Here is a 23,274-nt window from a genome sequence, read left to right as displayed (position 1 = left end):
GAAAGAAGGAGGAAATACGATGAAACAGGCAGTAACCAGAAAGCAGGTGGAGAAGCTTGTCGGCAAAGTCATCTATGCTACTCGCAAGGATGGTTCCCAGGTCAGCGGCAAGCTGATCCGCATTTCGGGTAACCGACTGATTCTTCAGCCAAACCGCAATAAAAAAATGCACACGAAGGCGATTATTCCCCTGGTGTTATTTGATCTGCTCGCCATCGGCACGGCTCCTTATGCCTACGGATATAATGGCTACGGACCAGGTTATGGATACGACCCTGCCCCGTATGCTGGTGGGGGGTATCCTGGATTAGGTTATCCATATTCCCCTGGTTTTTTTTAGGATAACAAGATCAGCATCCCAAGAAGCCGCTCTTCATAGTGATTTTTCCAGTTCGTAGCATCGGCTTAGGGCTACGAAGCGCAGTATATGATATTGGTGCCGCAGATAAAAGCGGATTCCCCGGATATTGTCTTCGTCCACCATGACTTTGGCTCGCTTGCAGCGTCGTATTCGCCCGTATTGCTCAGCATGCTCCAGCAATTTTTTTCCGTAGCGCTTACCTTGATGAGCCGAAGAAATTGCGATCAAATCAATGTATAACAGTTCCCCGTGCAGCATAACATGAATGAACCCAACAACCTGCGCATTATCCGGCCTGCAAGCCACAAAAGTGATGCCCCGGTTTAAGCGCCGGGGTAATTCTTTGCGTATTTGATCCATTTCCTGAACGCTTAAATGTGATAGGGGGACGAGCTCTTGCTCGATGAGTCGGAAAATGGTTGCATTATCCTGAGCTATGCGTTTGCGGATCATAAGCGTGCCTCCTTTTCTCCCCTGCTAACAAGACAAGATGTGACTTTGGAGGTGTTTACCCGTCTTATCATGTGGTCTTTTTATACTATGCGGGTACCGATTACATGCGTGCGACTCTGAGGCGCTTCAAAAGAAAAACATTATTTTTTATGAAATCAGGGTATTGACTATCCCAGATAGGGGACATATAATGTGTCTAAACATTTGAAAGAATAACATGAACTCAACGGCAATGAAGAGGACGAAGTGATTAGGGCTCTTTTGTTCAGAGAGTGAAGCATTAGCTGCAAGCTTCACCAAAATCCCTTTTTAACGAGCTCACCTCGGAGCTGTTTTCCTGAAAAGTCTTTCGGACCGATGAAATTTAACGGTGCGCTGAATCACCTATTAGGGAAAATCGTACGGTCTACGTTACAGACGCCAGATATAGGAATCCTTTGTGATTTCTGTACCTGCCAAGGTTCGATATCGCGAGATGTCGGGCAAACACGGGTGGTACCACGGAAGCTACAGCCTTTCGTCCCTCAGTAACAGCAAGTCTGTTCTAGGGATGGAAGGTTTTTTTGTTTTTACAAATGTCAGCTGTATGTAAATTTTGTAAAGGAGGATGACCAATGAGTGCACAAATTCCTGAAGTTCGGCCAACTGATGAATTACGTCAAAAGTGGATGAAACCTGAGGTGATTACAGGTTCGGAAATTTTGCTCCGTAGCCTGTTGCTGGAGGGAGTAGATTGTGTCTTCGGATACCCTGGTGGTGCAGTGCTTTATATCTATGATGCCATGTATGGCTTTAAGGATTTTAAGCATGTTCTCACCCGTCACGAGCAAGGAGCTATTCATGCTGCAGATGGTTACGCACGGGCAAGCGGTAAAGTTGGGGTCTGCATCGCGACTTCCGGACCTGGTGCGACAAACCTGGTAACTGGTATTGCGACAGCTTTTATGGATTCGGTGCCGTTGGTAGTCATCACGGGTAATGTTGTATCTTCCCTGATTGGAACGGATGCTTTCCAGGAGGCTGATATTACGGGAATTACAATGCCGATTACGAAGCACAGCTACCTGGTAAGAGACGTAGAGGAATTGCCGCGGATCATCCATGAGGCATTTCATATTGCTAATACAGGCCGCAAGGGACCGGTGCTGATCGATATCCCGAAGGATGTTTCGGCAGCTCAAACACTGTTTGTTCCACAAACAGAACCTGTGAACATGCGGGGCTATAATCCGACAGTGCTCCCTAATAAAATTCAACTAGACAAGCTGGCTCAGGCCATTTCCGAGGCAGAACGTCCGGTCATTCTGGCCGGTGGCGGAGTTGTATACTCCGGTGGACATGAGGCACTTTATGAATTTGTTCGTAAAACGGAAATTCCGATTACGACAACATTATTGGGTCTGGGAGGTTTCCCGAGCGGACATGGGCTCTGGATGGGAATGCCGGGAATGCACGGAACATACACCTCCAATCAGGCTATTCAGCAGTCGGACCTGCTGATCTGTATCGGTGCTCGCTTTGACGATCGGGTAACAGGCAAACTGGATGGATTTGCCCCACAAGCCAAAATCGTCCACATTGATATCGACCCTGCTGAAATTGGCAAAAACGTAGCAACCGATATTCCAATTGTAGGCGATGTTAAGGCGGTACTGGAATTGCTGAATCAGGATGTGAAACGCGCGAACCTGGCAGATGCATGGAGAGCGCAAATTCAGCAATGGAAGAACGAGAAGCCTTATTCTTATAAAGATTCCGATACCGTGCTCAAGCCGCAATGGGTTATTGAACTGCTGGATGAAACGACCAAGGGTGGCGCAATCGTAGCGACGGATGTGGGCCAGCATCAAATGTGGGCAGCCCAGTATTATAAATTCAATCAGCCGCGCTCGTGGGTGACATCTGGTGGACTGGGAACGATGGGCTTTGGTTTTCCTTCAGCGATTGGCGCTCAGGTGGCCAATCCCGACAGATTGGTAATCTCGATCAACGGAGACGGCGGTATGCAAATGTGTTCGCAGGAGTTAGCGATCTGTGCTATCAATAACATCCCGGTCAAAATCGTAATCATTAACAATCAGGTACTGGGGATGGTTCGCCAATGGCAGGAATTGATTTATAACAACCGGTACAGTCACATTGATTTGGCTGGCAGCCCGGATTTTGTCAAACTCGCTGAAGCATACGGTGTAAAAGGTCTGCGTGCTACGAACAAGGAAGAGGCACGCCGGGTTTGGCAAGAGGCACTTGATACACCCGGACCGGTCGTTGTCGAGTTTGTAGTCAACAAGGAAGAAAATGTATATCCGATGGTGACGCAAGGTTCGACCATTGATCAAATGTTGATGGGGGACGAGTAAAATGACGACTAAAAATACCATTGCTGTACTGGTAAATGATCATCCCGGCGTTTTGCAGCGTGTGTCCGGTCTGTTTGGTCGCCGTGGCTTTAACATTGATAGCATAACCGTCGGCCAATCGGAAGAAGCTGGTTTATCCCGTATGGTCATTGTGACTATAGGAGATGAGAACAACCTGGAGCAGATTGAAAAGCAGCTGTATAAGCTGGTTGATGTGATCAAGGTCATCGATCTTAGCTCCAAGCCGATGGTTGCCCGTGAATTGGCGATGATCAAGGTAAAGGCGGAGCCGCCTCAGCGACCGGAAATCATGGGTGTGGTGGATACGTTCAGAGCAGCTGTAATCGACGTTGGAACGACGAGCCTGATCGTTCAGGTCATTGGCGATACCGAAAAAATAGACGCCATGATTGAATCGTTGAAGCCTTACGGCATTCGTGAGCTGACCCGAACCGGGGTCACAGCCATGGTGCGTGGCAATGCTTAATATGGAGCTTTAACGAATTACGGTTACAGCGCATTACATCAATAAAGAACCGCCCGCATAAGAGCGGGGACTCGAGGGGATTTTCAGATACAATTGACGAAGCAAAGCCAAATCTCTTGGAGTACCCGCTCATTATGAAGGGTCCAATTAAAAGGAGGAAATTAACCATGGCAGTTACAACGTACTACGAAAGAGATGCAGAGCTTAGCGTATTGAAAGGAAAAACAGTTGCCGTAATCGGTTACGGTAGCCAAGGACATGCTCAAGCACAAAACTTGCGTGACAGTGGTGTGAATGTTGTTATTGGTTTGCGTGAAGGCAAGTCAGCTGATGTCGCAAGAAACGACGGCTTTGAAGTTCTGAACGTAGCTGATGCAACAAGCCGTGCAGATGTGGTTCAAATTTTGTTGCCAGATGAAACACAAGCTTCTGTGTACAAAAATGAAATTGAACCTAATCTGAAAAAAGGCGCAGCTCTTATGTTCTCCCATGGTTTTAACGTTCATTTTGGACAAATCGTAGCTCCTAAAGATAGCGATGTATTGTTGGTTGCTCCAAAATCCCCAGGACATATGGTACGTCGTACCTATGTGGAAGGTTTTGGCGTACCCGGTCTGATCGCAATTGAGCAGGATGCAACGGGCCAAGCCAAAGAAATCGGTCTTGCTTACGCAAAAGGCATCGGTTGTACACGTGCGGGCGTAATCGAAACCTCCTTCCGTGAAGAAACGGAAACGGATCTGTTCGGTGAGCAGGCAGTATTGTGTGGCGGCGTGAGTGCACTCGTAAAAGCTGGCTTCGAAACATTGACTGAAGCAGGTTATGCTCCTGAGATGGCTTACTTTGAATGCTTGCATGAGCTTAAGCTGATTGTTGACCTAATGTATGAAGGCGGATTGGCATCTATGCGCGATTCCATCAGCAATACAGCAGAATACGGTGATTATGTAACAGGACCACGTGTGGTAACCGAAGATACAAAGAAAGCGATGAAGGAAGTTTTGACTGATATTCAGCAAGGTAGATTTGCTCGTGACTTTATCCTTGAAAACCAATCCGGACGTGCATTCTTGACGGCTACTCGTCGTAACGAAGCCAACCATCCGATTGAAGTGGTAGGGGGACAATTGCGCGAAATGATGCACTGGATCAAAAAATAAGTTCTTTTTGCATCATGAGCTCGATAACATGATTCATTTATAAAGCTTATTATTCAATGCGGCCCTGCTTATTGCGTGAGCCGCATTGTAATTTAAAGGTCTTAACCTGAGGGAGGTGTGTTACGTTGCGTAAAATATATATATTTGACACAACGTTGAGAGATGGAGAACAGTCACCAGGCGTGAACTTGAATACCCGTGAGAAAGTAGAGATTGCCCATCAGCTGGAAAAGCTGGGCATCGACCGTATGGAAGCCGGATTCCCGGCTGCTTCACCAGGAGACTTGGCTGCTGTTAATGCGGTCGCCAGAGCTGTCAAAAATTCAACAGTCATTGGGCTTTCACGTGCAAGAGAGCAGGATATTGATGCAGTTCGCGAGGCGCTCAAGGGAGCACAAGACCCGTGTATCCATATCTTTTTGGCAACCTCTCCGATTCACCGTCAGCATAAGCTGCGGATGGAGAAGGCACAGGTATTGGAGACCGCCCGTTCCGCCATTCGTTATGGGTTAAAATATTTGCCCAAAGTGGAATTTTCTTTGGAAGATGCAGGTCGTACAGAGCTTGATTTTGTCGTTGAAATGGTCACGATGGCTGTACAGGAAGGTGCATCTGTCGTCAATATTCCAGATACAGTGGGCTACTTGACGCCTTATGAGTACGGCAATATTTTTAAACATATCAAGGAAAATGTGATTGATGTGGAAAAAATTCAGTTGAGTGCGCATTGCCACAATGACTTGGGCATGGCTACCGCAAATACACTGTCTGCAATCCTGAATGGAGCAGATCAGATTGAGGGAACCATTAATGGGATTGGCGAACGCGCCGGTAATACAGCTATTGAGGAAATTGCAATGGCGCTGGAGACGAGACAGGAATTTTTCCAGGCTAAAACATCTCTGCGGTTGTCTGAAATTGCACGTACGAGCCGTCTGGTTAGCCGTTTGACAGGTATGGTGGTACCGGGGAACAAGGCGATTGTTGGTGCGAATGCTTTTGCACATGAATCAGGTATCCATCAGGATGGCATGCTGAAGGAAAAAACGACCTACGAAATCATGACACCGGAAAGTATTGGTCTGAAGGAAAGCAAGCTGGTTCTGGGCAAGCATTCCGGACGCCATGCCTTCCGCGAGCGTTTGATCGAACTGGGCTACGAATTAAGCGAGGAGGAGCTGAACCGTGCTTTCGGACAGTTCAAGGATTTGGCTGACAAGAAGAAGGAAGTATCGGATGATGACATCCTGGCATTAGTAGAAGAAAAGCTGGCAGATACACCTGAGGTCTTCACGCTGAAGACGATGTTCGTGACCTATGGCAATAAGACTACACCTTCTGCCAAAGTAAGTTTGGTAAATGATGAAGGCCGTGTTATTGAGACGGAGGCTGAAGGGAACGGTTCTGTCGATGCGATCTACAACGCGATTGATCAAGCCAGCGGCGAGAGCGTCGCACTGTCGGATTATTCCATCAAGTCGGTTACCCACGGTAAGGACGCTTTGGGTGAAGTGCATGTGGTGCTGACGCAAAACGGACTGTCTGTGCAAGGACGCGGCGTAAGCACTGACATTCTGGAAGCAAGCGCCCGGGCTTATGTGGATGCACTGAACGGTTTGATCGACAAACGTAAGAACTATAGTAACCGCGTAGATTACAATTCCTAAATGGATATCGTTTAAAGGGATTGATATTTTACAGGATCGGGTGTTCCCGGTCCTGTTTTTTGCTTTTTCACATGAAAAATCCAGCTTATAGGCTAAGCCTATCGACTTGATAGATTCTATATCTTAGTCAAAGCCCAGTCAGATATGTTACAAAGAAATTATGAAAAATACGCCCGTATGGCTGGATAACAAAGGGAGTGTACGTGATGGCAGACGTAAAAAAGATTGCAGTAATAGCTGGTGACGGAATCGGACCGGAAGTGGTTGCCGAGGCGGAGAAAATTTTGAAGCGTACGGAAGAAGTGTTTGGCTTTTCGTTTGAAACGGAGCATGCGCTGTTTGGCGGAATCGCCATTGATAAAAAGGGAACACCATTGCCAGAAGAGACACTGGCTGTATGTCAATCTGCAGATGCCGTATTGCTGGGGGCGGTAGGTGGGCCTCAATGGGACAACAATCCTAAGGAGCTTCGTCCTGAAACAGGCCTGCTGGGTATTCGCAAAGAGCTTGGCCTGTTTTCGAATCTTCGTCCCGCTGTCGTGTTCGACTGCCTGAAGGATGCCTCTACGTTAAAGCCGGAGGTATTGGAAGGAACTAACCTGATCGTTGTGCGTGAACTGACGGGTGGCATCTACTTCGGCGAAAAATTCAGACGTGAAAGTGCTCAAGGTGAGGAAGCAGTGGATACTTGTGCATATAATGTGACAGAAGTAGAGCGGATTGTTCGCCAATCCTTTGAGATTGCACAAAAACGCCGCAAAAAGCTCGCCTCAGTAGATAAAGCTAACGTACTGGAAACTTCCCGTTTATGGCGGGAGGTCGTGAACCGGGTCGCTGTAGATTATCCGGATGTAGAGCTGGAGCATGTACTGGTAGATAATTGTGCGATGCAATTGCTGCGTCGGCCATCCAGCTTTGACGTCATTGTAACGGAAAATATGTTTGGTGATATTCTAAGTGATGAAGCGGCTATGCTGACCGGGTCGATCGGCATGTTGTCCTCGGCATCACTTGGGGAAGGCAGTTTTGGTCTGTACGAGCCGGTGCACGGCTCGGCGCCTGACATTGCAGGCGAGGGATTGGCGAATCCTATTGCAACGATTTTGTCCGTTGCTTTGATGTTCCGCCTCACCTTTGGATACGAGAAGGCAGCTGATGCTATTGAGAAAGCAGTAGCTGAGGTGCTGGACGCAGGACATCGCACAGCCGATATTGCGGTGGATAAATCCCAAGCCATTTCGACAGCTCAAATGGGCAATTTGATCGCAGCAGCAATACGCTAAAAGCTGAGAATTAGCCTGTACTGAAAAAAAAGCTTCCTATTATATAGTATGTTAATAGAGTGAATCATATCGAAGGCTTTTTATTTAAACCAAGTTTGAACGGCAGCTCCTGAGTAATCAGGGGGGCTGCTTGTGAATCATAGGATGTGATATGTTTAAAATGTGTATAAATTGTGAATTTTTCATCTAGTTTAAAATAATTATAATAAAGTAATGGTTACAATATTGACTTTGATATCTGCGAATGATAACATTTATCAAGTAAGTTGTTTCATCCAATACAGATGATTGAGGAAAACACAACCGGTGTTTTTCTTACATATTTAAAGGAGGATTTCATATTATGGCAGAAAGATTGGTAGGAAGACCCGCACCTGATTTTGCATTGGAAACAGTGAGTGGAGACGGTCAGGAATTCGGTTCGGTGAAGCTTTCCGATTACCGCGGCAAATGGCTCGTATTTTTCTTCTATCCACTGGATTTCACTTTTGTGTGCCCAACGGAAATTACGGCATTGAGCGATGCTGCTGACCAATTCAAAGAGCTGGATACTGAAATTCTGGGTATCAGTGTAGACTCTGTGCACAGTCACAAAGCATGGATTAATACAGCTAAAGAAAACAACGGTCTGGGCAAGCTGAACTTCCCGTTGGCTTCTGACATTACCAAAAAGACAGCGAGCGACTATGGCGTTCTGATCGAAGAAGAAGGCGTTGCATTGCGCGGTTTGTTCATCATTGATCCAGAAGGCGAATTGAAATATCAAGTGGTTAACCACAACGATGTAGGCCGCAGTGTTGATGAAACATTGCGTGTACTGCAAGCTCTGCAATCCGGTGGCTTGTGCCCAATGAACTGGAAGCCAGGCGACAAAAATCTGTAATATAAGATCCACCAATTGAATACTGAACAACCAAGCCCCCAACAAACGGTATTTCTGTCCGATATTGGGGGCTTACTTGCCTGCGCTATGCTGGAAGATATTAGGGCGAGCCTGTGTGCATGAAGTAGCATATATTGAGTAACAAATAATTATGGAAATGTTGTTATGTTCTAGAGGAATTTTGGCAGACGAAAGCGAATAAGGTAGTGTAGAAGATAACAAGGCAGAACAGGTTTTGTTCAGAGGAGGCTGAGCCCGGATGAGTTATTGCTGTGGAGCAAGCATGGTTGGAACCAAGGGAACGCTGAAGCATTACCGTACCCAAGTTCATAATGTTCCTTTGCTGTTTTGCCCGGTATGTCGTCGCATTGAAGTTCATTATAAAGTCGAAAATGAATATGAAATTTTGGCTGAATATGCACATGGAGACGGGGCAACCGAAATTGATTTTCAGGATTATGTCATGGAAGATGATGATACGATATTTGAAAACTGTGTAAATCGTGAGAGTGAAGATGCATTTGAAATTGTGAAGCGCCAAATTGATATGTCCCTTGATTTGTTAATGGTAGCCAAGCAGATGAACGATGAAAAATGGCAAGCGGAGCTTAAGCGAAGACTGGCTGTGATGAGCCAAAGACGATCCCGGCTTCAACATAATAAGAGCGGCAGTTGACCTCCTATACACCAAAGAAGCTCTCTAGAATGGAGAGCTTCTTTGGTGTGTAGGGCGCTTATTCCTAACTTATTCTTTCGTTTTGGCAATGTTGCGCAGATATTATGACGAAAGAAAACAGGATAAAAATGTGGATTCGACACTTTTTCCGATTGACTCGAGTCCTTGGTCTTGTCTATGATAAAATAAGACTCGAATTGGAAAGAGATGGTCGGAATTCTGTGAATCTGTTTTCTACACCAGTGAAGGGTAGTCGATAGATATCTTTCTCTTCTTCAATAATGTTATGCGTCCGATACGGCCAGTTTATCATTCCGAAACAAGGGGGAAGCCTGGCATGATCAGTGAATTCCAAGAAGCCTTGCTTGATACCGTGGGAGCTTGCCCTCCCACACAGATCGCCAATAACAAGTATGAAAATGTGCTGGAGAACCTGGATAGTGGTATCATGCTGTTTGACAGTGACGGGGTACTGACCTTTATTAACGTGCAAATGGCAAAATTGCTGGAATTATCGCGTAGTTCGCTGGCGGGTCGCAACCTGATGCAAATATTGCATCTTCCTGAGTTAAGTCGATTTAAGAAGAAGAAAATCTTGAGGATTTATAAAGAAACTATCTTTCATAGAAAACGCTATCACGAGTTGATTGATGAGTATGGTCGGCATTGGTTGATGACAGTGACCTACGGGGATCAGATGGATGGCGATTTTTTGTTCAGCGTCAAAGATGTATCGGATTACAAGCAGATTGAGCAAACGGCATACCAAAATGACAAGCTGGCGATGCTGGGACGCATCTCTGCGTCCATAGCTCATGAAATCCGTAATCCGCTAACTGCAATTCGGGGTTTTATTCAATTGCTGCGGCCGCATTTGATGGAATTGGGCAGGGATGAGTATGCCCGGATTATTTTAACAGAAATCGATCGTGCGAACGACATTATTTATGAGTTTTTGAATTCATCCAAGCCTTCGGCCCCGCAAAAAACGGCTGTATCTGTGATGGGATTGCTGAAAGAGGTTGTGATGCTGACAGAAAGCGAGGCGTTGATGAAGGGTTGCCAGATTGCACTGAATGAAAATGACAAGCTTATGAGGGTTTCTATTGATGTAAAACAGATTAAACAGGTTATGCTAAATATGATAAAAAATTCGTTGGATGCCATCGAAAGTATTAGTAGGGAACGAGAGGGATGCATCGATATCCATACCGTGCTTGAGGGCTCCTATGTCCACATTTGCATTGAGGATAACGGATTGGGCATGGATCACAATACATTGTCACGTTTATTCGATCCCTTTTTTACAACCAAAGAAAGCGGAACTGGTTTGGGGTTGGCTGTGAGCTATCGAATCATTAAAAATCATGGAGGCTTTATCCATGTAGACAGTAAGCATGGAAGGGGGACGCAATTTATAATCACGCTTCCTGTCGTTTAGTATGTATGCTTTTTCGCAAAAGGACTGCTGTTACAATTTCTTTTACATTGCACAGCGGTAAAGTTAGGTATCATTTTTTTGAAGAAGGTCGACTGGAGCGCATGATCTGAAAAGATTGTGTGCTTTTTTGATGCTGGAAGCTCTTTTTTTTTTTTTTTGCGTAAATGCGAAAAACAATTCGTGAATATAAGGCTAAAAAAATGATTCACCTTTCACAGATAAAATGCTATTATATACCAGAATACAACATTTTTTTTGATACTATAGACTTATACAACGGCTTCCAAAGCTGTCAAACGTCTTAGATGAGCGGAAACTCCGATATACAGGGGGCTGAATGAATATGCGGTTGGAAGTAAAGAAAACAATAGGTATTGGTATTTTTGCGTTAGTCCTGTTTGCTTTGGCTCAATTATTTCATGTAACTTTGAATAAATTATACTCTCATAATGTTTTTTTCTTGTTCTATCCAATTGTAGGATTTGCCTGTGCCTCAATTTGTTTTTCTATTTTTTATCAGTCCTGGTCTGTTCTGTTAGAGGAGTTGTCCTGGCAGAGATTTTTTATTGCTCCAACATTTCTGGTATCAGGCCTGCTTTACCTTATTCATGTCGTTTCGGTTAGTTTCGCAAGCCTGACGGACTATGCTTTGTCTCCGGATGTTTCGTTATGGCTTTTGTTTGTAAACCGCGCCTTTACTGCGGTGATGCTTTTACTTATTTGCTTTCTTCCCTTCAGAAAAACAAAATTCGGATACAAGACTGTTGCTTTGTGGGTGGGTATAGGCTTCGCTCTACTGATTCTGGGAGTTATTAAGGTCTATGGTGCAGAGCTGCCAGATCTTCGTATGGGATATGAATCGGGTAGCCTGGGATTGATATTGAATCTGGCGGTCATGTTTCTGTTCGTGTCTAGTTTTGTGTACGGTGTATGGAAACATCGCGAACTCCTCCTTGCGGAATATGGCATGCTGCTTATTAGCCGTGGAACGGGGCTTTGTGTTGTAAGCCAGCTGTTTTATATGTGTTCCGGGCAACTGAGCGATGTCAATCATCTGATAGGACTTTTGATTAATGCGGCGGGATATTATGATCTGTTAAACGGTTTGGTCCGGCTTATGGTTCTGATTCCCTATCATGAAAAGCAGGCAGCAGAATCTGAGTTTAATTACATTGCCTATACGGATGATATAACAGGACTTCCAAACCGTCGTCGGCTCTCCCAACGCCTGGACAAATTGTTGCGTAATTCACTGAAGCCTGATGAGAGTGTAGCGCTTTTAGTGCTGAATATTGACCGCTTCAAAACGATTAATGATTCGCTTGGACATACGGCAGGGAATTACTTGCTGTATGCGGTTGGTGAACGTTTAGGGCATTTTAGCCATGAGGGAGAAGAGGTCTTTAGCATGGGCGGAGATGAGTTTGCATTTCTTTTAACAGGGTACGAAAATAGCGATGCGATGGGAACTCGTATTGATGATTTGGTGAAACTGTTCGACCAGCCTTTTGATATTAACGGAGAATCTTATCATGTGATGGCGAGCGTAGGTATTGCTGTGTATCCGCTCGATGCGAGTCAGAGCGACCAGCTCATTCATCATGCAGATACTGCTGTTCACAGTGCCAAGGAGCAAGGAGTAAACTTTCAGCGGTATGTCAGTGTGATGCAAATGCGGGCGCACGAAAGACTCCAGTTGGAAAATGATCTAAGACGGGCGCTCGAAAATGAAGAATTTTCGTTGGTGTATCAACCTCGTATTCACCTGCAAAGCGGCGAGCTGACCAGCTTGGAAGCGATGGTGCGTTGGAATCATCCCCATCGCGGGATGGTGATGCCGGGAGAGTTTATCTCTGTAGCTGAAGAAAGCGGCTTGATCGTACCGTTGGGGGAGTGGGTGTTACGGGAGGCGTGTCTGCAAAATAAACGCTGGCAGGAGGCCGGATACCAACCGATCCCGATATCGGTCAATTTATCCATGCGCCAATTTCAGCAAAAAAAACTGGTAGATGTTATTCAAGGTATTTTGACCTGTACAGAATTGGAACCGCGCTATCTGGAACTGGAGATCACCGAGAGTATGACCTTTGACAAGGATCTGGCTTTTGAACAGTTGAGAAATATAAAGGCTATCGGGGTTGCAATCAGTATCGATGATTTTGGTACAGGCTACAGCTCGCTGCATTACTTGAAAAACCTTCCGATAGATCGTCTTAAAATTGACCGTTCCTTTGTAAATGAGGTACTGGTCGATAGCAAAAATGCGGCCATTGTATCTACCATTGCCTCCATGGCTCACCATTTGAAGCTGAAGGTTACGGCAGAAGGCGTGGAAAACGAGGAGCAGCTTCACTTTTTGCAGGCCCAGGAATGTCATGAAGGGCAGGGGTATTATTTTAGCCGTCCCATTCCGGCCGAAGCCTTTGAAAAATTATTTTTGCGCGAGCCTATGAATTGGCTGGCTCAGGATAGTATGTAGTTTACTTGCAATTTACAGACAGGTAAGTTATAATAGATAACATCCCGATTCAGTTGTATGACATTAGTCTGAGCGTGTCTACAAAAGAATAGAGATGTTTTAAAAATGCGGGTGTAGTTCAATGGTAGAACTTCAGCCTTCCAAGCTGATAGCGTGGGTTCGATTCCCATCACCCGCTTTCTGTTTTAAGGCGTTAAAAACCCTTGTATTAACAGGGGTTTTTGTTTTTCTCATAATTAGATGAACATACTTTAGCCGGGGGCCCATTGGGTATCCTGGTTTTTTACGTTCTTCTGAACCATATTTTACACTATTATACAAAATGTAAATCCAAATTTTTCGCTTATATCCTATAAATAAACAGATAAAAGAACTATTTACCATTCCCTGAAAATTGAGTATAGTCAGGTTGATGGAATATAATACAAAAAAAGGATGGTGTAACTGTAATGAGGAGAATTTCTTTTCTTTTTTTAGCCTTAACGTTTGTGCTCTTCGGCTTTCCGGCAAGATCTTCGTTTGCGGAGGCTGACTTTCCGAATACATCGACGAACGGATTGACTGGCTTTGCCGGACAGGCTAATGAAAATGGGGCTTCCAAGCCTAGTACGACCGGCGGCAAAAACGGGCAGGTTATTTATATCAACAATCTAAACGATTTGAAAAATCAGTTAGGGGATTCCACTCCAAAAATTTTGGTGATTGAAAAACATATTTCTGCTTCCTCCAAAACCGTCATCAACATGGGTTCCAACAAATCGCTTATTGGTTCTTACGCGCAAAACAAGCTGGTCAATATTCATTTCAAAACAACAGCTAACTCAGGAAATGTAATCTTTCAAAATTTAACCTTTGAGCACAGTGCCAACATTAACGGCAACGATGACATCCAGCTAAATCTTACTGCGGGTACTAATTATTGGATTGATCATGTTACTTTTGCGGGTCACAATTATAATCCGAATGGTTCAGATTTGGACAAACTTTTGTATATAGGACAATCGGCTGATTATGTAACCATTAGTAATTCGAAGTTTGCTAATCATAAATATGGTCTCATTCTGGGTTACCCTGATGATGGCAATAAAAATTATGATGGCATGCCTCATATGACAATTGCCAATAATTATTTTGAAAACTTGCTTGTCCGTGGCCCAGGGCTTATGAGATATGGATATTTCCATGTTAAAAATAACTATATTAATAACTTCCAACTGGCTTACACCATCGCTACGAATGCAAGAATTTATTCCGAGTACAACTACTTTGGCAAAGGTAGTGAAAAGGGTGGTATTCTTGATGATAAAGCCAATGGCGAGTTTAAAGATGTGGGGAGTTATCCCGCCATCAAAAACCAAAAATCGCGTGTAACCAGCTGGAATCCAAGCAAGAACTACAGCTACCAGGTTCGAACTCCTGAGTATACCAAAGAGTTTGTAACCAAATATGCCGGTTCGTCTAATACAACCTTGGTATTTGGAAAATAACCCCGGTTTTATTTGCAAATGCGATTGGATCTGCTATACTGACTGCATGCAAGTATCCCATGAAAAGGAAGGTAACCATACGTCCGATGAAGTAAGCACACTAATTTTCCCATTCAACTGCACAGTTACTGGCAGGCGGCTGCAAGCTGCAACGGGGAGAAGTGTGTCTGAAATGAGATTGGGACGTATACGTTTATTCCAGGACGGGAGTCGTTTATTTCGTTCATGGTTTTATTTTTGCATAAGCGTATTTTGAAACAATTCATAGCAGTCATTCTATTTCCTCGTATGCAAGTCGCAGCCTTCTGCGGCTTTTTTTATTGCTTCCGGTCGAAAAGGCCGGACTGGAAAGGATGATGATGGTATGAAGACCATTTTACGTGTTCGTGATGTTGTAAAGGAATGGAACGGAATTTCTTTGTTCGAGCATGTGTCGCTGGATGTGGCGGAGGGAGAACGGCTCGCGCTGTTTGGAAGAAATGGAGCGGGCAAAACGACGCTATTACGAATATTACTGGGTGATGAAGCTCCAACCTCTGGTAAGGTCGAGCATGAATTGCCACCGGAAGAGCGGGGCTGGCTAAAACAGCAGAATACGGTGAATGGATCTCGAACCGCACTGGAGGCAGCACAGCAGGCTAGCCCTCAGCATTGGGGGCTCAAGCAAGCATTGAGGCAGCTTGAAGCGGACCTGGCCGGTGCCGGGAAGGATACGGATCGTCATCTCGAGCGTTACGGCGCGCTCATGAATGAATATGAACGTCTGCAGGGCTTTGCCTGGGAGTCAGAGGTCGAAAAGGCACTAACCCGAATGGGAATGCCTGCGGAGACGTGGTCCATTGCCTATGGTGACCTGAGTGGCGGGCAGAAGACGAGAGTGCGGTTGGCCGGGCTGATGGTCAGTCAGCCGAAGCTATTGGTGCTGGATGAGCCGACCAACCATCTGGATGCCGAAAGCTTGCTGTGGCTGGAGCAGTGGCTGTCTACGTATCATGGAACGCTGCTGTTTGTATCGCATGACAGAGCCTTTTTGGATAAGGTGGCTACCAGCATCGTTGAGCTGACATTCACAGGCATTGAGCGCTATAAAGGCGGCTATCAGGAGTATAAAGCGCAAAAGGAGCGGGAATTGCGCGAGCAGGAAACCCAATACCGGAAGCAGGAGCTGGCAAGAAAGGCGTTGGAAGAGACGATTCGAAATTACAATGAATGGTTTAATCGAGCGCATCGTGCAGCCTCCAAGGTTGAGATGGCTGTGACGCAGAGCTTTTATAAGGCCAGGGCTAATAAAAATATTTCCCGTTATCATGCAAAGGAGAGGGAACTGGAGCGGCTAGAGGCCAATCGGGTGGAAAAGCCGCGTGAAGCTGCGTCTTTGCATATGAAATTAAGCGATAGCGGATTTCAGGCTAAATATTTGCTGCGTGCCGAGCAGGTTGGCTTTAGTTACGGCGACCGTGTTATTGTGAAGGAGCTTAATCTGAACATTGCGCGTGGTGACCGCCTTGCTGTTCGGGGGCCGAACGGAATCGGCAAGACTACGCTGCTTCGGTTATTGACGGGTCAGCTGAAGATACAGACCGGGAGCATCACAGCCAATCCACAGCTGAACATCGGATATTTTTCACAGGAGCTGGAGCAGCTTCCGGAGGATCAGACATTACTGGACAGCCTGCTTTCCCTCCCGACGATGACACAAACGGAAGCGAGAACAGTGCTGGGCTGCTTTCTGTTTGCCAAAGAGGATGTATTCAAAAGGATCGGGACGCTTAGTATGGGAGAGAAATGCAGAGCAGCTTTTCTACGCTTGTACTTTAGTGGAGCCAATCTACTGGTGCTTGATGAGCCGACGAATTACTTTGATATTGAAACCCGTGAAATTGTAGAGAATTCTTTGCGCAGCTATGACGGGGCCATGGTACTGGTCTCACATGACCGGGAGCTGATACGGTGTACGGCAACCCGGCTGCTCGATATGAAGCCTGGAGGCGGATTCGAAATCTATGAGGGAACAGCCGACGAAAAGCAGGAGGATGAGCGAAGCCGTCAGCAGGAGCCGGAAGATCAGGAGCAGCGCGAGGAGCGTATGCGATTAGAGCTGCGTCTGACAGAGCTGATGGGCATGACCGGGATGTTGGATGAACATGATGACCATCTGAGAGAAATCAGACGTATTCGTGCCAGGCTGAATAGGTTGGATTTTTCTAGCATCAATAGGAGTGAAACATAGGCTCGGCTTGCCAAAGGGCGGCAGTTTGCATATAATAATGAACAATAGTTCGAAATTTTAAAAATGTCTTGATGGAGAAGAGTAGGCAGTGGCCGATTGAACAGGGAGGAAGCGCCGTAGGATTGAGAGCGTTTCTACAAGTATTGGGCTGTTGAAGTTCGCTCCGGAGCAGTTCCTTGAATCTCAGGCGTCAAGTGGTGACGAATGGGCAAGTAGAGGATACCGGTTCACGACCGTTACAACGTGCAGAGCGAGATGATGATGCGTAGCGTAATAAGCACCTGTATGGCTGGCAGGCAGAACAACAGGTGAGCTGGGCTTCATTGTTTAACGAGGGTGGTACCACGGTCTTTTCGTCCCTTACCGGGAGAAAGGACCTTTTTTTGTTGTCTGAAAAGCTGGAAATGAAGAAAGGGGACTGAACAGGCGATGAGCGAAACCATCCAAATGAAGGAACATTTGCTAGCCTTGAAGGAAGAAGCACTGGAAGTATTGGAGAAGGTGGCAACGGCCAAGGAACTGGCTGAGCTGCGGGTTAAATATTCGGGTAAAAAGGGGGCGTTGACCGAGATTTTGCGCGGTATGGGCAAGCTGAGTGCGGAAGAACGCCCGATTGTCGGACAGGTAGCCAATGAAGTGCGCGAGGCCATTGAAGAAGTGGTCAACCGCAAGCAGGATGAGTTCACAAAGGCGGAAACGAATGAGCGTCTGCAGGCAGAAAAAATCGACGTTACCCTGCCTGGACGCGCCTTGCCGCAAGGTGGACTTCATCCCCTCAACAAAGTGATTGAGCAGATCGAAGATATTTTTACAGGTATGGGTTATCGAGTTGCAGAGGGTCCGCAGGCAGAGACGGATTATTACAACTTCGAAGCATTGAATCTGCCTAAAAACCATCCGGCACGCGATATGCAGGATTCATTTTATTTGACCGATGATTTATTGATGCGTACTCATACGTCACCGGTGCAGATTCGTGCGATGGAGGCAATGAAGGGTGAAACACCTATTAAGGTCATTTGTCCAGGTGCGGTTTTCCGTCGTGATGATGACGATGCAACACATTCTTTCCAATTCCACCAAATTGAAGGGCTTGTGATTGGAAAAGACATTCGCATGAGTGACTTGAAAGGAACTCTCTTGCAATTTGCACGCGAAATGTTCGGGGAATCGACCGAAATTCGTCTGCGTCCAAGCTTCTTTCCGTTTACTGAGCCGAGTGCTGAGGTAGACGTTACTTTTGTAAAGAAAAATGGTGAACGCGTGTGGATTGAAATTTTAGGCTGTGGTATGGTGCATCCGAAGGTACTGGAAATGGGCGGCTTTGATCCCGAGGTATACAGTGGTTTTGCATTCGGTATGGGTGTAGAACGGATCGCCATTCTGAAATATGGCATTGACGATATTCGCCATTTTTATACCAGCGACCTGTCGTTCCTGAAACAGTTTGCGCGTCAATAAACAACTATATCAAGGGAAGTGAACCCATATGAAAGTATCATTCGAGTGGCTGTCCGACTATGTATCGCTGGATCAGGTAAGCGCGGAGGAGCTGGCAGAAAAAATTACCCGTTCGGGCATTGAAATTGATGGAGTCGAACATCGCAACCAAGGGATTACGGGCGTTGTTGTAGGCTATGTTAAAAGCAAGGAAAAGCATCCGGATGCGGATAAGCTGAATGTGTGTGTTGTGGATGTGGGTCAGGGAGAAGATCTGCAAATCGTGTGCGGCGCCAAAAACGTGGATGCAGGGCAAAAGGTGCCTGTTGCCGTGGTGGGCGCAAAACTGCCGGGAGATTTTCATATTAAAAAGGCCAAGCTGCGTGGTGTTGTATCCATGGGCATGATCTGCTCGGCGAAGGAGCTGGGCATGAATGACAAGCTGCTGCCAAAGGAATTGCAGGAAGGGATTCTGGTGCTGCCGAAGGATGCTGAAATTGGTACGCCGATTACGAAGCTGCTGGGGCTGGATGATCAGGTGCTGGATTTTGATCTGACCCCCAACCGTTCGGACTGCCTGAGCATGCGTGGAGCGGCTTATGAAGTGAGCGCGATCCTGGGACGTGACATTACGTTGGCTGATCCGGCCAAAGAACTGGTCGAAATCAGCGATGCGGCGGCAGAGCATTTGTCTGTAAAGGTGGATACCCCTGAGCTGTGCACACACTACGCGGCCCGATATATCACAGGTATAAAAGTGGGCGCTTCCCCGTTGTGGATGCAAAACCGTCTGATGGCGGCAGGGGTTCGTCCGATCAACAACATCGTAGATATTACGAATTATGTCATGCTGGAATACGGCCAGCCGTTGCATGCCTTTGACGCGGATAAGCTGGAAAATGGCAACATTGAAGTCCGGCTTGCACATGCAGGCGAAACCTTAATTACGCTGGATGATCAGGAGCGTAAGCTGGACCCGCACATGCTGCTGATTACAGACGGCGTGAAGCCGATTGCACTGGCAGGTGTGATGGGCGGGGCCAATTCGGAGGTAACCGATGCGACAGTCAGCATTGCGCTGGAATCTGCAAAGTTTGACGGCGGTACGGTTCGCAAAACCTCCCGTCAGCTTGGGCTTCGTTCCGAAGCGAGCCTGCGTTTTGAAAAAGAGGTTGATCCAGGTGCGGTTATACCTGCTTTGAATCATGCGGCTGCGTTGATTCAACGTTATGCCGGGGGCACTGTGCACCAAGGCATTGTAGAAGCTGCTTCTGCAAAAGCTAAAAATCGCGTGATCAAGCTGTCGTTAGACAAAATAAACCGATATTTGGGGACAGAACTGTCTCTGCTTGAAGTCAAAGCGATTTTCAGCAGACTTCATTTTGCTTGCGGCGATGCGGAGCAAGGTGTGATTGAAGTTGAAGTGCCTACACGCCGCGGCGATATTACTATTGATGTGGATCTGATCGAAGAGGTGGCTCGTCTGTATGGCTACGACAACATTCCGACTACGCCGATTGAAGGGCCGACAACACCGGGGGCTTTGACGGTATCGCAATCATTGCGCCGTTCGCTGCGCCAATTGCTGGCTCATGGCGGCTGGCAAGAGACGATCAGTTATTCATTTGTACACCCGCAAAGTACAGGCTTGTTTAATGCGCTGACAGAAGGCAGCCATCCGGTTCGTTTGTCGATGCCTATGAGCGAAGACCGCAGTGTTCTGCGTACAAGTGTGATCCCGCAGATGCTGGATACAGCGGTGTACAACATGAACCGGAAGCAGGAAAATCTGGCGATCTTCGAAATAGGGACTGTATTTTATACAGAGGAACAAACCTTGACCCGCCAGCCGCAGGAGATTCAGGTGCTCAGCTTGCTGTTGACTGGGGTACGCCGTGAAAAACAATGGAACATCGGTGCTGAGAAGGTCGATTTCTTTGATATAAAAGGGGCGCTTGAAACGGTGTTTGACTATTTCGGCTTGAGTGCAAGCATTCGTTATGTAGCTGACCAGCCGCAAAGCTATCATCCGGGACGTTCTGCTTCAATCTGGCTGGATGTGAATGGAAACTCCCAACGGATCGGTACCATTGGGCAAATCCATCCGGAGCTGCAGCAGTCTTATGGGCTGAACGATACGTATGTAGCTGAAATTGCTTTGCAGCAAGTCATTGAACATGCCGATAGTCATATCCAGTTCAGAGAGCTGGCTCGCTTCCCGTCCGTGGAACGCGATATTGCTCTTGTGGTTGATAAAGACGTTGAGGCAGGCGAGCTGCTTCGTGTTATTCATGCTGCAGGTGGAGAACTGCTGCAGGATGCACGGGTGTTTGACGTATTTACAGGCAGCAAGCTTGGTGAAGACAAGAAGAGCGTGGCGATTTCCCTGACCTACCGTCACCGGGAGCACACGCTAACGGATGAAGAGATTAGTGCGGCGCACTCTCCTGTCGTTACGTCTCTGGAGCAAACTTTTGGAGCGGAATTGAGAAAGTAGCAGGAAATGCAGGAAGCCGTATCGAATCTTAGTGACAGAGGTTCGATACGGCTTTTTGGCCTATCATCATGGAAGCTCTCTACTCTGATATTCACCCGCTGCGGGGAAGCCGGACTATGGGTTGAACGCTTCACGAAGGCGGGATACCATAGAATCGGATACATCTTAGAATCAACATACAGTAGTATTGAAGGAGGGCATAATTGTGACTACACCGAATCGTACTCGCGTCACTGTAGAAATCTACGGTACTTCTTATAAACTTGTCGGCAGCAATCCCGATTATATGAAACAGGTTGCTAATTACGTGGACGAACGCATGCACAGTATTTCGCAAGTTCATTCGCGTCTGGATATGCCCCGAATTGCCGTGCTGGCTGCAGTTCACATGGCTGAAGAGGCTGTACAAATTCAGGAGATTCAGAGTCATATGAACCGATTAACTGCAGAACGGGCGGAGCTCCGGGGAGAGTTGGCACAACTCCAGACGGTCCTGGGAGAGCAACAGCAGAAAAATTCAGATATGCAGGAGTCCCTAATTCAATTGAAGGAAGAGAAGGAGACGACCCAAAAAAAGCTGACGGAGACCGAAACCGCATCAGCCAAGCAAATTGCTGAATTAAAGGTAAGGCTGGAACAGCAGGAGAAAAGAGCAGCCGACCTTGAACATGAACAAAAGCAGGCGAAACGTGAATTGGAGGAGTCCCGGCAAGAAGCTTCCCGGAAACTGAAAGAGCAGCAGGAAGCGGCAAATGCTCGTATCCGGCAGGCGGAGGAGCAGACAAAAAAGGATTTGGCTGAAGTAGCCAAGCAGGCTGAAGCCAAGCTTTTGGCTGCAGAGAAGGCTTATCAGGAGCGTCTGCGCACAGAATTGAACAAGCTGCGTACCGCTTTGCAGCAGGAGCATGGCCAAAAGGTAACTGAATGGCAGACGAAGTGCTCCGCTCTGGATGAGCAGCTGGAACAGGAGCGTAAACAGGCGCAGCAAGTGTTGAATGAGAACAAGCTCCAATACGAGGAAGCGGAGAAACAAGCCGAGGAAGCTGCGCTCGAGCAAGAGATTCGGATTGAGCAGCTTCAGGAACAATTGGATAAGCTCCAAGCAGGGAAAGCGGAGTTGAGTTCCTGTTTGGAAGAAGCGCAGGAGCAAGCTGCAGCATTAAAGAAGCAACAGGCCGAGCTGGAGTCGAAGCTGGAAACGCAGCGTCAGTCTGCTGCAGAACGGGAGCAAGCGGATACGCTTGCGCGTGAAGAGCTGCAAGGCCGTTATGATCTTTTGGCTGCGGAAGCCAAGGCCGCACAGCAGCAAGCGGCCAAGCTGGAGGAAGAGCAGCGCCGTATGCAGAAGCTGCTGGAGCAGGCACATGTAGCTTCTCGCAAGCTGCAAAGCGAACTGGCTGCATTGGCTGAAAGTGAGAAGTCGTGGCAGAAACTTGCTGAGGAGCGCCAGCAGGCTGTCGGCGAGCTGGAGCTTTCGATTCAGGAGGCACGTGAGCAGAAGGAACTCACGCAGGAGCAATTGCAGCAGGCTGAAGCTGAAGCCAAAGCGGCCAATACCAAATTTGCGGAACAACAGCAGCGTCTGTTGCAACTGGAAGCCAAAATCAAGGAGCTTTCATCTGAACTCGTACACGTTCAGGATGAACTGGAGCAGGCAAACGATCGTGAGCAAGAAGGGATACATGCCTACAAAACGCTTCAGGAGCAGCATAGCAGCATGAAGAACCAGGCTGAGCACTTGGAGCAGAACCTAAAGAAGCTTCAGCACGAAGATAGCCAGCGGCAGAGCGAATTGAAGCGTACCGAAGAGGAATTGTTGGAGTGGCAGCTTAAATACGAGCAGCTAAAGACCGAGGTGGAACGTTGGGAGGCCGAAGATGCGGCGCGCAAGGAGGAATTTTCCTCTTGGGAACGGGAAATAGCCGTAGCGGTTGAGCAGAAGGAGCAATTGCAGGACGAAGTTCGTTTGGCCATTAAAGCGGCCGAAGCTGCGAAGGCTGAGCAGCAATCTACCGAGCAGACACGGCTGGCTTTGCAGGCTGAGCTTGAGGAAGTGGGCCAAAAATACGAATTGGCGGCTCATCAGCTTCGTCTGCTACAAGTTCAGCAGGATGTAGACCGGGAAAATGCAGAGAAGGTTTCGAAGGAATTACATCAATTGCAGGAAGAATACGCCAAGCTTCAAACGGAGTACAACGAGTGGATTGAACTTATCGAACAGGATCAGTAGATACGGATATAGATATCAAGCGAATCCCCGGCTGCTTATCACCGGGGATTATTTGTGTAATTTGGATTCATTATACGTAAGTACCTAACAAAAAGCTGTCCTCTACAGAATAAATCTGCTTGGGACAGCTTTGCTGAGGT

Annotated in this window: 17 protein-coding genes and 1 tRNA gene; 16 read left to right on the top strand and 2 right to left on the bottom strand. The window is 46.9% G+C overall.

Translation table 11 applies throughout. The features are described 5' to 3' along the window. Window positions 1-19 precede the first annotated feature (19 nt). Complete coding sequence (locus tag JO375_RS21030) at window positions 20-340, top strand: hypothetical protein (RefSeq protein WP_229526291.1); 321 nt, start codon at window positions 20-22, stop codon at window positions 338-340. A gap of 33 nt (window positions 341-373) precedes the next feature. Here the strand turns inward: JO375_RS21030 and JO375_RS21025 are convergent, their stop codons facing one another. Beyond that, window positions 374-814 (bottom strand): GNAT family N-acetyltransferase, encoded by a 441-nt coding sequence (locus tag JO375_RS21025; RefSeq protein WP_229526290.1) that lies wholly within the window; start codon window positions 812-814, stop codon window positions 374-376. A gap of 614 nt (window positions 815-1,428) precedes the next feature. Between JO375_RS21025 and ilvB the strand changes: the two genes are divergently transcribed. The 12 genes from ilvB (at window position 1,429) to abc-f (ending at window position 16,967) form a co-directional block, all read left to right on the top strand. Beyond that, entirely contained in the window at window positions 1,429-3,174 is a 1,746-nt protein-coding gene (ilvB, locus tag JO375_RS21020; protein ID WP_229526289.1) for a biosynthetic-type acetolactate synthase large subunit, read from the top strand. Between the two features lies 1 nt (window position 3,175). Then, complete coding sequence (ilvN, locus tag JO375_RS21015) at window positions 3,176-3,661, top strand: acetolactate synthase small subunit (protein WP_229526288.1); 486 nt, start codon at window positions 3,176-3,178, stop codon at window positions 3,659-3,661. A gap of 167 nt (window positions 3,662-3,828) precedes the next feature. After that, entirely contained in the window at window positions 3,829-4,821 is a 993-nt protein-coding gene (gene ilvC / locus JO375_RS21010) for a ketol-acid reductoisomerase (RefSeq protein ID WP_229526287.1), read from the top strand. A gap of 125 nt (window positions 4,822-4,946) precedes the next feature. Beyond that, window positions 4,947-6,488, top strand: coding sequence for a 2-isopropylmalate synthase (locus JO375_RS21005; protein ID WP_229526286.1), 1,542 nt, complete (start codon window positions 4,947-4,949; stop codon window positions 6,486-6,488). Between the two features lie 206 nt (window positions 6,489-6,694). After that, entirely contained in the window at window positions 6,695-7,771 is a 1,077-nt protein-coding gene (leuB, locus tag JO375_RS21000; protein WP_229526285.1) for a 3-isopropylmalate dehydrogenase, read from the top strand. A gap of 343 nt (window positions 7,772-8,114) precedes the next feature. Beyond that, window positions 8,115-8,654, top strand: a complete 540-nt coding sequence (locus tag JO375_RS20995) for a peroxiredoxin (RefSeq protein ID WP_229526284.1) — start codon at window positions 8,115-8,117, stop codon at window positions 8,652-8,654. A gap of 259 nt (window positions 8,655-8,913) precedes the next feature. Beyond that, window positions 8,914-9,330, top strand: a complete 417-nt coding sequence (locus JO375_RS20990) for a hypothetical protein (RefSeq protein ID WP_229526283.1) — start codon at window positions 8,914-8,916, stop codon at window positions 9,328-9,330. Window positions 9,331-9,667: 337 nt separating this feature from the next. Continuing rightward, on the top strand, window positions 9,668-10,771 hold the full coding sequence (locus tag JO375_RS20985; RefSeq protein ID WP_229526282.1) for an ATP-binding protein: 1,104 nt from the start codon (window positions 9,668-9,670) through the stop codon (window positions 10,769-10,771). Window positions 10,772-11,108: 337 nt separating this feature from the next. Then, window positions 11,109-13,250, top strand: a complete 2,142-nt coding sequence (locus tag JO375_RS20980) for a bifunctional diguanylate cyclase/phosphodiesterase (protein WP_322098767.1) — start codon at window positions 11,109-11,111, stop codon at window positions 13,248-13,250. A 107-nt stretch (window positions 13,251-13,357) separates the two neighbouring features. Continuing rightward, window positions 13,358-13,428 (top strand) — tRNA-Gly (locus JO375_RS20975). Window positions 13,429-13,699: 271 nt separating this feature from the next. Next, window positions 13,700-14,737 (top strand): polysaccharide lyase family 1 protein, encoded by a 1,038-nt coding sequence (locus JO375_RS20970; RefSeq protein WP_229526280.1) that lies wholly within the window; start codon window positions 13,700-13,702, stop codon window positions 14,735-14,737. Between the two features lie 364 nt (window positions 14,738-15,101). Next, window positions 15,102-16,967, top strand: a complete 1,866-nt coding sequence (gene abc-f / locus JO375_RS20965; RefSeq protein WP_229526279.1) for a ribosomal protection-like ABC-F family protein — start codon at window positions 15,102-15,104, stop codon at window positions 16,965-16,967. 183 nt (window positions 16,968-17,150) lie between these two features. On the opposite strand, the gene JO375_RS20960 is transcribed toward abc-f, so the two are convergent. Beyond that, window positions 17,151-17,291, bottom strand: a complete 141-nt coding sequence (locus JO375_RS20960) for a hypothetical protein (protein ID WP_229526278.1) — start codon at window positions 17,289-17,291, stop codon at window positions 17,151-17,153. A gap of 105 nt (window positions 17,292-17,396) precedes the next feature. On the opposite strand from JO375_RS20960, the gene pheS reads away from it, so the two are divergent. The 3 genes from pheS to JO375_RS20945 all read left to right on the top strand — a co-directional run bounded on the left by pheS (window position 17,397) and on the right by JO375_RS20945 (window position 23,134). Then, window positions 17,397-18,428, top strand: a complete 1,032-nt coding sequence (gene pheS, locus JO375_RS20955) for a phenylalanine--tRNA ligase subunit alpha (RefSeq protein WP_322098766.1) — start codon at window positions 17,397-17,399, stop codon at window positions 18,426-18,428. Between the two features lie 28 nt (window positions 18,429-18,456). After that, a complete protein-coding gene (gene pheT, locus JO375_RS20950; RefSeq protein ID WP_229526277.1) occupies window positions 18,457-20,904 on the top strand; it encodes a phenylalanine--tRNA ligase subunit beta in 2,448 nt (815 codons plus the stop codon). Between the two features lie 205 nt (window positions 20,905-21,109). Continuing rightward, entirely contained in the window at window positions 21,110-23,134 is a 2,025-nt protein-coding gene (locus tag JO375_RS20945) for a DNA repair protein (RefSeq protein WP_229526276.1), read from the top strand. Window positions 23,135-23,274 lie beyond the last annotated feature (140 nt).

It is taken from the genome of Paenibacillus farraposensis (genome assembly GCF_020736845.1).
In the GTDB taxonomy this organism is placed as follows: Bacteria; Bacillota; Bacilli; order Paenibacillales; family Paenibacillaceae; genus Paenibacillus; species Paenibacillus farraposensis.
The sequence above is the reverse complement of the archived record's forward strand: the minus strand, read 5'-3'. Positions and strand labels throughout refer to the sequence as shown.

Coding starts and splice junctions, on each gene's coding strand:
- JO375_RS21030 (WP_229526291.1), top strand. CDS start 20: ATGAAACAGGCAGTAACCAGAAAGCAGGTGGAGAAGCTTGTCGGCAAA.
- JO375_RS21025 (WP_229526290.1), bottom strand. CDS start 814: ATGATCCGCAAACGCATAGCTCAGGATAATGCAACCATTTTCCGACTC.
- ilvB (WP_229526289.1), top strand. CDS start 1,429: ATGAGTGCACAAATTCCTGAAGTTCGGCCAACTGATGAATTACGTCAA.
- ilvN (WP_229526288.1), top strand. CDS start 3,176: ATGACGACTAAAAATACCATTGCTGTACTGGTAAATGATCATCCCGGC.
- ilvC (WP_229526287.1), top strand. CDS start 3,829: ATGGCAGTTACAACGTACTACGAAAGAGATGCAGAGCTTAGCGTATTG.
- leuB (WP_229526285.1), top strand. CDS start 6,695: ATGGCAGACGTAAAAAAGATTGCAGTAATAGCTGGTGACGGAATCGGA.
- JO375_RS20995 (WP_229526284.1), top strand. CDS start 8,115: ATGGCAGAAAGATTGGTAGGAAGACCCGCACCTGATTTTGCATTGGAA.
- JO375_RS20990 (WP_229526283.1), top strand. CDS start 8,914: ATGAGTTATTGCTGTGGAGCAAGCATGGTTGGAACCAAGGGAACGCTG.
- JO375_RS20985 (WP_229526282.1), top strand. CDS start 9,668: ATGATCAGTGAATTCCAAGAAGCCTTGCTTGATACCGTGGGAGCTTGC.
- JO375_RS20980 (WP_322098767.1), top strand. CDS start 11,109: ATGAATATGCGGTTGGAAGTAAAGAAAACAATAGGTATTGGTATTTTT.
- JO375_RS20970 (WP_229526280.1), top strand. CDS start 13,700: ATGAGGAGAATTTCTTTTCTTTTTTTAGCCTTAACGTTTGTGCTCTTC.
- abc-f (WP_229526279.1), top strand. CDS start 15,102: ATGAAGACCATTTTACGTGTTCGTGATGTTGTAAAGGAATGGAACGGA.
- JO375_RS20960 (WP_229526278.1), bottom strand. CDS start 17,291: ATGAAGCCCAGCTCACCTGTTGTTCTGCCTGCCAGCCATACAGGTGCT.
- pheS (WP_322098766.1), top strand. CDS start 17,397: ATGAGCGAAACCATCCAAATGAAGGAACATTTGCTAGCCTTGAAGGAA.
- pheT (WP_229526277.1), top strand. CDS start 18,457: ATGAAAGTATCATTCGAGTGGCTGTCCGACTATGTATCGCTGGATCAG.